The 11,764-nt window shown below is 40.3% G+C and carries 9 protein-coding genes; all 9 read left to right on the top strand.

Annotated features, from left to right (window positions below):
- Positions 1-676 precede the first annotated feature (676 nt).
- Positions 677-1,117: a protein MraZ gene (locus tag LHW48_11325; protein ID MCB5261038.1), complete on the top strand. Its 441-nt coding sequence runs from the start codon at positions 677-679 to the stop codon at positions 1,115-1,117.
- Positions 1,114-2,049, top strand: a complete 936-nt coding sequence (gene rsmH / locus LHW48_11320) for a 16S rRNA (cytosine(1402)-N(4))-methyltransferase RsmH (GenBank protein MCB5261037.1) — start codon at positions 1,114-1,116, stop codon at positions 2,047-2,049. Before LHW48_11325 ends, rsmH begins: the two co-directional genes overlap by 4 nt.
- Positions 2,046-2,402 (top strand): hypothetical protein, encoded by a 357-nt coding sequence (locus tag LHW48_11315; protein MCB5261036.1) that lies wholly within the window; start codon positions 2,046-2,048, stop codon positions 2,400-2,402. Before rsmH ends, LHW48_11315 begins: the two co-directional genes overlap by 4 nt.
- Before the next feature lie 4 nt (positions 2,403-2,406).
- Positions 2,407-4,584 (top strand): PASTA domain-containing protein, encoded by a 2,178-nt coding sequence (locus LHW48_11310; protein MCB5261035.1) that lies wholly within the window; start codon positions 2,407-2,409, stop codon positions 4,582-4,584.
- A complete protein-coding gene (locus LHW48_11305; protein MCB5261034.1) occupies positions 4,581-7,379 on the top strand; it encodes a UDP-N-acetylmuramoyl-L-alanyl-D-glutamate--2,6-diaminopimelate ligase in 2,799 nt (932 codons plus the stop codon). The genes LHW48_11310 and LHW48_11305 overlap by 4 nt, the downstream gene beginning before the upstream one ends.
- Positions 7,379-8,482 (top strand): phospho-N-acetylmuramoyl-pentapeptide-transferase, encoded by a 1,104-nt coding sequence (gene mraY, locus LHW48_11300; GenBank protein MCB5261033.1) that lies wholly within the window; start codon positions 7,379-7,381, stop codon positions 8,480-8,482. Before LHW48_11305 ends, mraY begins: the two co-directional genes overlap by 1 nt.
- 10 nt (positions 8,483-8,492) lie before the next feature.
- The gene (gene murD, locus LHW48_11295) at positions 8,493-9,839 is read left to right on the top strand and encodes a UDP-N-acetylmuramoyl-L-alanine--D-glutamate ligase (GenBank protein ID MCB5261032.1); all 1,347 of its coding nucleotides are present in this window, start codon (positions 8,493-8,495) and stop codon (positions 9,837-9,839) included.
- On the top strand, positions 9,820-10,962 hold the full coding sequence (locus LHW48_11290) for an FtsW/RodA/SpoVE family cell cycle protein (GenBank protein MCB5261031.1): 1,143 nt from the start codon (positions 9,820-9,822) through the stop codon (positions 10,960-10,962). Before murD ends, LHW48_11290 begins: the two co-directional genes overlap by 20 nt.
- Positions 10,959-11,764: UDP-N-acetylglucosamine--N-acetylmuramyl-(pentapeptide) pyrophosphoryl-undecaprenol N-acetylglucosamine transferase (locus tag LHW48_11285; GenBank protein ID MCB5261030.1), on the top strand; the 806-nt coding region annotated here is incomplete at its 3' end. The genes LHW48_11290 and LHW48_11285, both read left to right, overlap by 4 nt.

The following is an 11,764-nucleotide window of genomic DNA, read 5'->3' as shown; positions in this document are numbered from 1 at the left end:
TTCTCTTTCCAAGGCATGGTCTATTACCTCCATGCTATTCAGTAAAAAAAAAGCGTTAGCGATGTGTCTACTCTAATCTGTTCACGATGTCCCTACTTCATACCCTTGCTCTGCAATCTTGCAGATTCAAATATGTAAAATACTGTATAGCCAATTTTCATAATATCCTTACGCCCAACCGAATAATTGCATAGTTTTGGCTTTGTTCTTTTGTGTCAAGCTAAACGTGTTTCGAATACATAATAGCTTGATTTCTATGGGTTCTTTATTGCCTCTGTCCCAATGAGGTTATCCCTTGATATTAGCATCTTTGTTATCGATTCTGTTTGCATCGTTTTCTCTATTTTTGCTCGGCAGCATGATTCTAAGGAACCGCAAAGACAATTTTCATTTTTATCAATCAGCCATCTGCAATTTTCAATGAGCGGATTTGCAAATCTCCCTGAATCTACATAACTATCTCTTATTAATTTCAATTATTTAGCTATCTTTCCTCCGAGAAAAATGAAAAATATGCATTTTTATACTTGACAAGTAAAGAGGGATGTCATAAAGGTGTCACTGGATGTCAGAATAACTCATAAAAGTTCAAAATTTCTCAAAATAGACTCTGCAGATCAGCTCCAAAAGCTTTTCTCGCTCAAATTAGGTTCAAAACTCAAAGAAAGGAATTAGCATGTCCGGTGAATTTTTAGGTATCTTCGAAAACTCAGTACACAAACAGCGCGTAATTATTCCGGCAAGTTTCAAAAAGAAATTTTCCGAATCTGCAATGCGCTCTGTAGTGGTAACCATGGGGCCTTCGAATACTATTGCAATTTATCCCTTGGATTGCTGGAAAAGTACTCTTGAGCGTTTGAAAGATGGCGATGAGCGCTCCAAGCGCTTACGCACTCAACTGATTGATTTTGCCATGATGGAGCAAGAATTGGAAGGTCCTGGCCGAGTACGAATTCATGAGTTACTTTTAAATGAAGTAGGCATAGAAGATAGCGTAATAATTAAAGGTGAGGGGCATTATATTTCGCTATGGAATCCGGAAATATATGCCAAGGTACGCGAGAGCAAGCTGAAAGCCCATAGGGACACTTTTACCAGCGAGGACTATCAGCTATGAGTTCATACCATGAACCGGTAATGGTAAATCAATGTCTTGGCTATTTGAATCTGCAACCGGGTAAGATATATGTTGATGCAACCTTAGGTGGTGGAGGTCATGCGTGGGCAATGTATCGGCAAGAACCCAAAATCCGGCTCTATGGATTCGACCAGGATGAAGAAGCTATAAGAGCCGCCTCGGCAAGACTAGATCAATACTCACCGGTTCTAATAAAAGCAAATTTCCAATCTTTACGCACCCAGCTAGCCTATAATAAGGTAAAGGGAATAGATGGGATTCTTTTTGATTTGGGAGTAAGCTCTCATCAATTGGATAATACTGAACGCGGGTTTAGTTTTGATCGCGATGCAGATTTGGACATGCGTATGGATCGAGATGCAAAAATGGACGCCCAGCAAATAGTAAATGAGTATAGCAAACAGGATTTAAAGAAGATATTTAAGGACTATGGCGAAGAACAGGCTGCCAGCAAGATAGCCGGAGCGATTGAGCGCTTCAGGCAAACACAACCCATTATTCGCACATCCGAGCTTGCCCGGATTATCGAGAGCGTAATCGGTTCTGGAACTAAAGAATCTCTTAAAACCAAAGTACGAATCTTTCAGGCTTTGAGGATATGCGTAAACGATGAGCTTGCTTCACTATCTTCTGCTCTGAACGATGCCATCAACTTGTTAAATCCTGAGGGCAGAATAGTAGTTTTAAGCTATCACTCTTTGGAAGATCGCATCGTTAAGAACACTTTCAAGCTGGCAGAGAAAGATTGCATCTGTCCGCCATCAATAATTCATTGTGTATGTTCACATTACAGCCATATTAAGATCCTAACGCGCAAGCCTCTGCTTGCAGATTCCGAAGAAATATCATCTAATGTTCGTTCCCGCAGCGCCAAGCTACGGGCGGCAGAAAAGAAATGGGGGAAAAAATGAGAGGTAGAATTATCGTACTGATAATCACGGTAATAATTTGCGGTTTTTTTAATTTCTTTAACAACAACAAAGTAGTTAGCTATACTCGACGCTTCTCAAACGTGGAAAAAACCTATAATGCCGAGAAAAACATCAATACCGAGCTATTGGTAGAACATGATGATTTGCGTAGTGGTCGCCATATATCTTCTTTAGTCCGGGTAGAAATGAGTCAGTTTATCCCCGATAACGAAGAAGGAAGCATCATTTATGTACACGAACCTTCGCCCAGTCAAGAGAGCAGCAACTATTGCATAATAGATCTTATCGCCTCTCGGGCCGAAGCCAAGAACGTAAGCATTATGCTCGATTGATGTCATGCGGTCTCGCTTCTATTTATTGCTAGTTCTCTTTGGCGTCGCAGCTCTGTTGTGGAGTGCATATCTGTTCAGCATCCAGATTTTGGATCCATTCAATTTTGCTCATCTCAGAAGAGTGCGGTATATTCCACGCAAAGAAATACTTATACCTCGACGGGGAGCTATTTTTGATGCCAAGGGGAATATGCTGGTTTCCAGTGTGAGTTACTATCAACTGGATATCGACCGTGCTGCAGTAAATACATGGGCGCAAAAAAAAGAATACTCTCAAAGCGAAGCTTTTAATATGGTTACCGAGCTTATAGCCAACAACAGCAATTTAGAAAGAAGCGCTATCTTACGCCGTATGAATATGGGCAGTAAAAATACTTCGATACAAATAAGCAACCGCATCAGTGAAGCTGAATTGGATAAGATCATTCAAGAGTTTAATAGCAAAAAAATCCCCGGATTGATCCACAATTTTTCTTCTATGCGCAGAATCTATTCTAAAGGAATATTGGCTGCGCGGTTAATGGGCGCAGTTAGTGAAGCTTCAAATGGCTACGATCCCATGACAGACAGTAAGTCTTTATACAAGCTTTCTGGAATCTGCGGAATAGAAGCTACTTACGATAAGATTCTTTCCGGTGAATATGGTTGGCGTGAAATTGTTCTGGATGCTAATGGTAATAGAGTGCCATATCCAGATTTACATGAAAAAAAGCCCCATAATGGCAATAGTATATATCTTACTATCGACGCCAATATTCAAGAAATTGTAGAAAATGCTCTTTATGAAGGTGTTGAAAAGTATGGCGCAGCACATGGCGGCGCAGTTGTTATGGAACCTAAAACCGGCAGAGTCTTGGCTTTGGCTGGTGTTTCGAGCAAGGATATTGAAGACGATCAGAATGTGGTGCGTACAAAATCCAATATTCCGGCGAGCTTTATGTATGAACCGGGCAGCACTCTCAAGCCAATTAGTATGCTACCTGCATTGGAACACAAACTGGTAAAACCTACCGAACGCATTGAATGTGGTCGCTATCAGATAGGCAGACGAGTTATTACCGATACTCATGATTATGGGCCCCTTACGCCCAGAGAGATTATATCAAAATCCAGCAACGTGGGTGTGGCAAAAATAGCTGAGCGAACCGGCAAAACTAAGCTTTATGAAGAGTATATATCCTTGGGTTTTGGGCAAAAAAGTGCTCTTGGTCTCTTTGGAGAATCAAGCGGAATGTTTGCCAAGCTAGAGAACTGGGATGGCTACTCGTTGCATTCGCTTTCCTTTGGTCAGTCTATTTCGGTAACATCCCTTCAGCTGGCTACTGCTTACAGCGCTATTGCAAATGGTGGCAAAATGATGAAGCCAATTATTGTGGATAGTTTTCGTAATGATAGCGGTGAAATTGTTGAAAGTTTCGAACCTTCAGTGCTAAGACAAGTATCTTCAAAAGCAGCTTGCGATACTATGCTTTCATACATTCAGGATGTAGTTGACGATGGCACTGCAACTCATATCAAAATGGATTACATTAGTGTGGGCGGTAAAACAGGTACTGCAGAAAAAAACGTAGAAGGAACCAGAGGCTATTCCAGCGGTAAGTACAATGCGGTATTTGCCGGAATGTTCCCTATGGAAGACCCTCAGATGGTGGTTGTGGTTTTCTACGATGAGCCCTCACATTACTATCGGTTTGGCTCGATGAGTGCAGCGCCCACTTTCAAAAAGATAGTAGAAAATATCCTCTTCATGCCCGATTGTCAGATTCTTCCATATAATGAACGTCTATTGCAAACTTCACTAAAGATGCCAAATTTGATGGGCATGAGCATCCAAGCAGCAGAACACAGCCTTAACCGATATGGGTTTTTATATAAGATTGAAGGTCCCGATAGTGCTTCTGTAGTTACAGATCAATTTCCCAAGGCAGGCATTTCGGTAGATAAAAACCATCCCATTACTCTCAAAATTGGGGTTAGTAAACACACAAGTACAAACGAAATTCTCGCAAAAGGGAGTATGCCAGATTTGGTGGGTCTTACCTTGCGTAAAGCCGTAAAATCAGCTTCCGAACAAAGCATCCCCATCCGCATAATAGGTAACGGCATTGTGCGCAAACAATCTCTTTTACCGGGTTCGCGTATTAGCAGCGGCAGTATCTGCATTCTGGAGGCATCGTTATGATTTTGGATTTATTGAACCTGTATAAGCAGCACAAGATACTGGTAAACAGTAAAATCGAGGGGAAAATATCTTTGGCAAGCCCGGTTTGCGATCATAGATTAATAAAGCCCGGCAATTGCTTTATTGCAATCAAGGGCGAGAATTTCAATGGTCACGATTATATTGCGGAAGTAATTCAAGCCGGAGCAAGCTATTGTATTGGTGAAACAGATGAAACTCACATTACTGTTACCGATAGCCGCAAGGCTTTAGCACTATATGCCAAGCTTTTTTACGATAATCCCTCATCCAAATTGACCATATTTGGGGTTACCGGAACCAATGGAAAAACAACCACATCACTTGTATTGCATCAGATCTTAATGCAAAAGGGAATCAAATGTGCTTGGATAGGTACTTTAGGCTATAAGATATTGGATGAGGATTTTCCAACCGCACACACAACTCCAGATATTTTAGAATTGAATACAATCTTGAAGCAAATGCTAGACTATGGAATTACCCATGTAGTGATGGAAGTAAGTTCTCATGCTCTTGCTCTAGATAGAGTTTACAGCATTCATTTTGACTATTGTTTATTTACAAATCTCAGCAGGGATCATTTGGATTTTCACCGGGATATGGATGAGTATTTCGAAGCAAAATACTTATTGTTCGAGCGAGCTGCGGCAAATTCTGCCATTAGCGTTATCAATACTGATAATGAATATGGCGCTCGCATTCTTGAGCGGATAAAAGAAATTGGCGGAAAGGCGATAAGTATTGGCGTAAAACCTGATAGTGATATATGGATTACCAGTAGCAAGGTTAATCTTGCAGGTTCAGAATTTACGCTTAATTCTAATCTCTTTGAATCTTGCCATATTGAAAGTCCTTTAACCGGAACCTTCAATGTTGATAATTTGGCTCTAGCATGTGCGGCATTATATGCCTATGGCATAAACCCTATTGAGTTTGCTACGCTCTGCCAAAACTTGAAACCGGTGAAAGGCAGAATAGAATCTGTTTCCAATAATCTTGGAATAGGCGTGTATGTAGATTATGCCCACAGTCCCGATGCTATAACTAATGTATTAAAGAGCATGCAGCAGATACCTCATGGGCGCATCATTACAGTGTTTGGCGCAGGGGGCAATAGGGATAAGGGGAAACGTCCCCTCATGCTCAAAGCAGCATTAAGCTATAGCGACGCCATAATTGTTACAGATGATAACCCTCGCTTTGAAAATCCGGAAAGAATAATTTATGAAATTGTGAAAGATAGCAATTGGCATTTACCTTGGTGGATTATTCGGGATAGAGGCAAGGCAATTGCAGCCGCCATAAGACTTGCCAGAAAAAACGATATCGTATTGATATGCGGCAAGGGTCACGAAACCTATCAAGAAATAAATGGTATTCGCTATGATTTCAGCGATCAATTAGTAGCAATATCCTCATTGGAAAATATCCCAATAGACAAGACTGAGGAAGAACTAATCCTTCCTGTAGATAAAATGCTGTTGAATATTATTGCCGGAAATGAACCCGACACAAGCACTTATCTGGAACCAAAATGTTACCATTATATCTCAACTGATAGTAGAAACATTAAACCTAAAAGCGTATTTTTCGCCATTAAGGGCGAGAACTACGATGGTAATAATTTTGTGACAGAGGTACTGCAAAAGCCAGAAACTATGGCTATAACTGCAAATGCGGCAATAACAAACTCACGTTGTATTATAACTGAAAACCCCGAACTACTACTAGCGCGCTGCCTACATAAATACCTACAAATGTTCGATATATACAAGATCGCTCTTACCGGATCTACAGGTAAAACAAGCACTAAAGAGCTTATAGCACAAGTGTTTTCTGCCAAACAAAGTATTTTGAAAACCCTAAAGAATGAAAATAATCTCATAGGGCTTTGTAAAACGATTCTTCGGATAGAACCCAAGCATCAATATGGAATCTTCGAAATGGGCACTAATCACTTTGGAGAAATAAAACTCCTTTCAGATACCCTTATGCCCGATGCCGGAATTATCTTGAATATTGGTCCCTCTCATCTTGAGTATTTCAAAGATGAAGATGGTGTATTCAACGAAAAAAGCGAATTGTTTCACCGAGCTTTAGATTTACGGCTTTTCCCTGCCGATGATCCCAGATTTGATGTATATAAAGAAGATGGTTCAAGCATAGGTTATGCCGAAAATGCAGATTATAGAATCTGTGGGATCGAAGAGAGCGAAACCGGAATTAGTTTCTATATAAATGAACATCACTGGCAGATACCCTACAAAGCTCCGCATTATATTATCAATTCAGCTTTTGCTATCGTATTAGCACAAAAAATGGGATTTAGCAATCTGGAGATCCAGAGTGCACTTAAAGAATCTGTTTCTTTGGATATGCGTATGCAGATATTGCCTCGTTACGATGGTTATTTGATTGTCGATTGTTACAATGCTAATCCTGTATCCATGCAATCAGCAATAGAATTTTGGCATAAATGGCAACCGCATCTGCCTCATTATGCTATTTTAGGGGATATGCTTGAACTGGGTGAAAGCTCAGATTTGTATCATAAAATGATCGGGGCGATCTTATCGGAAAGAAGTGAACAAAATATATACAGCGTAGGAATATACTCACTTCTTTACCACGCTAACCCAGATAAGCACTTCGCTAGCTCCGCCATGCTCGTGGCAGAACTGCCCCAGTTTCCACCCAACGCAGTTATTCTTGTAAAAGCTTCACATGGGATACATCTGGAAAAAGTTTTACCACACCTTAAAGGAGAGGCTTAATGCTGTACCATCTACTATATCCTTTGGCAGATTACTCCATAGTTTTTAACGTTTTTCGTTATGTAACCTTTCGCTCCATTGGTGCTTTTATAACCGCATTGATTCTAACGCTATTGTTTGGCCCCCCCTTCATAAATATGTTAAAACGGAGAGCAGCAGTAGAAAGCATCGATGAAGATATGCCAGAAAAGCATCAGATAAAAGCAGGCACCCCTACCATGGGTGGACTCATTATCTTGGTAGCATTAATGATATCTTCCCTATTTTGGAATATCCTTACAAATTCTTCAATCCTTATGGTATATCTCAGCACCTTATGGTTGGGAATCTTGGGATTTTTGGATGACTATTTGAAGAACTTTATTAAGGCCAAAAAGGGCTTAATTCCCAAATATAAGCTTTGGGGACAGCTTTCAATAGCACTTATTCTTACTCTTGCCATATATTACAATGCTAGTCCAGCAGATAATATCACCAATCTACAAATTCCTTTCTTTAAAAACCTAATTCTACCTTTAGGCTGGCTATTTATCCCTTTTGCTATGTTTATGATAATCGGAAGCTCAAATGCAGTAAATCTTACGGATGGCTTAGATGGACTTGCTGCAGGCACTCTAGCCTTCTCTGCTTTGGGCTTGGGCATTATGAGTTATTTGAAGGGTAACTTTGTTGCCGCAGGTTATCTTAATCTGGAGTTTATCTCTACCGCTGGCGAGCTTACTGTATTTATTTCTGGCATGATGGGAGCTCTGATCGGGTTTTTATGGTATAACAGCTATCCCGCTCAGGTATTCATGGGAGATACGGGCTCTTTGGCATTAGGAGGAATTCTTGCGGTAATTTCTATCCTGCTTAAAGAACAGATTTTCTTGGTAATAATTGGATTAATCTTTGTATTAGAAACTTTTAGCGTTATAATGCAGCGCACTTGGTTTAAGTATACCAAAAAAAAGTTCGGTTCTGGTCGCAGAATTTTTTTATGTGCACCAATTCATCACCATTACGAACTTAAGGGTATTCATGAAACCAAAATCGTGATTCGTTTTTACATTGTGGCGATTTTATTGGTTGCCGTTGGCTTAAGTACTATAAAACTACGATAGAGGATAAATAATGTTCGATATGTCTTTAAAATATGGCATTTTGGGAATGGCGCGCAGCGGCATAGCAGCGGCATATAAAATTAAAGAATTAGGTGGAACTGCATTTCTAAGTGACTTGTTATCAAAAGATAAAATTCCCTTTGCAGAAGATCTTGTTAAAGATTTCGATTGTGAATTTGGAGGACATACCGACAAACTTTTAGATTGTGACGTTTGGATAGTAAGCCCTGGCGTTCCCTTAAATTCACCCATTATAAAAAGGGGCAAGAAATCTAATATCAGAATGATCTCCGAAATAGAATTCGGTTGGCAAATAAAGGCTAACGATAGTAAGGTTATTGCTATCACAGGCTCAAATGGTAAAAGTACAACCGCCAGTCTCACATATCACATTATTCAAAGCATGGGAAAATCTTGTGTTTTGGCAGGAAATATCGGCGATGCATTTTGTAGTTTTCCTATTCATAAACCCGGTATTGAATACATCGTTTTGGAAATAAGTAGTTTTCAGCTTGATCTTACTACCAGTTTTTCTCCCGATGTGGCTGTTCTGCTTAATCTTACGCCTGATCACCTTAACCGGTATAAAGGTTTTGCAGATTATTGCTCCAGCAAGATGAATATTTTCCGCTTCCAAAGTCCTCAAGATTTTGCCGTACTATACTTCGATTCTGAGGAAATTACTAAGCGAGCGATTAGTCTGCAATCTTGGAAACTGTATTTTAGTAGAGACGCCAAAAATGCGCCAGCTCATTTGGAAGACAAGTTTATTTGCATAGGAGATAATAGTCTTTCAATTTTTGATCTCCCCATCAAGGGTCCCCACAATCAGCTTAATGCTATGGCGGCACTGCTTTGTGCGCAAGCCTTAGAATTGGATATCCCTCAAGCCATGGAAGCAGTAAAAAGCTTTAAACCATTACCTCATCGCTTGGAATACGTAGCAAGCATAAATGGAGTACAATTCTATAACGATTCGAAGGCAACAAACACAGATTCCGTAAAAAGTGCACTAGAATCGTTTGAGCGCCCTATCCGCATTATTCTGGGAGGTTCAGATAAAGGAGAAGACTACTCGCAACTTACCCAGAGCTTGCATGATCATGCAGTACGGGCATACATAACCGGAGATTCTCGCTACAAAATGCAACAGGCGTGGTTAGGCAAAGTTCCCTTAATTTTGGTAGATGATTTTGAAGAATGTATCAGATTAGCTTTGGATGAAGCAACCATGGGAGATAGCATTGTACTAAGCCCCGCATGCGCAAGTTTTGATAAATTCAAGAATTTCGAACACCGCGGCAATACATTTAAAGAAATTGTAAGGAAACTAAAGCGTGAAAAGGAACAGGCTTAGTACTTATATCGTCGGTTTTGACCGTACGATTTTCTTTTCTTACCTCGCTCTATGCGTGATAGGCTTGATTGTGATGGTTGATATCACTTCTGTGCAAAGTTCCATGGCTTATTTCTATAGGCACTTGATCTTCTTGGCAATTTCTGCCACTGCGGCAATACTCATTTTATACTTCTTCAATTTACCCAAGCTTCGCTTTACTAATACTTGGCTTGTATATATCGCAATTTTTATGCTTGTTTGGGTTCTTGTTAAGGGCTCAACCATTAAAGGCGCTACGCGACAGCTAAACTTTGGTTTGTTTAGTTTCCAGCCTTCATTCTTTGCTCGCATAGCCCTCATATTTTTCTATGCTAGTGTGTTGGACAAGAAAAATCAATTGCTTAGAGATACCAAAAATATACTTCGTTTTCCCGAAAACTTTCCTGCGCTAACTCTGCTTACTGCCATTGTATTTATTCTAATCTTAGTAGAAAAACACTTATCTGCAATCATTATAGGTGGAATGGCTCTGATGGGCATGCTGTTGTATGCTGGCATCCGTAAAAGAATTCTCTTGATTATATTAGGCTTGGGTCTTATTGTAGGTTCTCTGATAATCCTAAAAGGAGCAAGTTTTAGGATGCAGCGTTTGCACACTTACAAGAAATACAGTTTATTTTTTCGAGAACGGGATCTCTCGGCTACAGCAGATGCAGATTACCAGGTTCGAGAAAGCCTTACGGCTCTCACCAGCGGCGGGCTATTAGGTACCGGAATTGCGCGCGGAAGGGCAAAACATTATTATTTGCCAGAAGCCCGTACAGATTATGTTTATACTATAATTGGCGAGGAAAGCGGATATTTGGGGGCTATGATTGTTTTTCTACTGCACTCAACCCTCTTCTTTGCTAGTTTGAAAATGGCTGAGAAGCAAGAGGATAGATATCTAAAGTTCTTAGCTGCCGGGATGGCGATGAACATTTATTGCAATGTATTGGTTAATACTGGGGTTGCCATGAGCATCCTTCCCCCCACCGGTAATACGCTTCCTTTCATAAGTTATGGAGGAAGTGCATTGCTGATGGATAGCATAGCTGTGGGCATTATTCTAAACATTAGCGCCCAAAGGAGGACATTGTGATATTTGCTTTTGGTGCAGGCGGAACGGGCGGGCACATAATCCCAGCTTTAGCATTGGCAAAAGAACTAATTAATAAAGGGCATAAGTGCATATTTATCGGCAACTCATTTAGTATGGAAGAAAGATTGGCAAAGCAAGCTAAGATTCCTTTCTTCTACATTAAAATAAACAAGCTCTATCGCAGTTTCAAACCTATAAACCTGCTCTTCCCCTACTTCCTAACCAGCAGTGTTTTAAAAGCCCGCAAGATTATCAAGCGTGAAAATATTGATGGAGTTATTACCACTGGAGGCTTTGTAGCGGGACCAGTTGCCGTTGCTGCCATCAGTAAAAAGATCCCCTGCTTTTTGCACGAGAGCAATTCCTATCCCGGTATCACTACTAAGTATTTGGCTAAGTATTTAAATCGGCTTTACATATCTTTTGAAGAAAGCAGAAAGTATTTAAAATCAACCAGTATTAGAAATATGGGAATCCCCATTATTAAAGCAGATTCTACGACATGTTTTACTTTGGAAAGCGTTGGTTTGCAAAGCGGTAAGGATACTTTACTGATAACGGGAGGCTCGCAAGGATCGCTTGCAATAAATAACTCTGTTTCCAGCATCATAAACGTTCTCTTGGAGGGGAGGTGGCAAATATTGTGGCAAACAGGAAGAACTACTTTCGATATGTTTGCCCGCAAACACAAGGACAAACAGGGGCTGTATATCTTCGATTTTAACAGTAATCTCACTCAAATGATGCACTATGCCGATCTGGCAATTACCCGCGCCGGTGCTATATCAATAGCCGAATTAGA

Source organism: Candidatus Cloacimonadota bacterium (genome assembly GCA_020532355.1).
GTDB lineage: Bacteria > Cloacimonadota > Cloacimonadia > Cloacimonadales > Cloacimonadaceae > UBA5456.
This window is presented reverse-complemented; position numbering and strand designations above follow the sequence as displayed.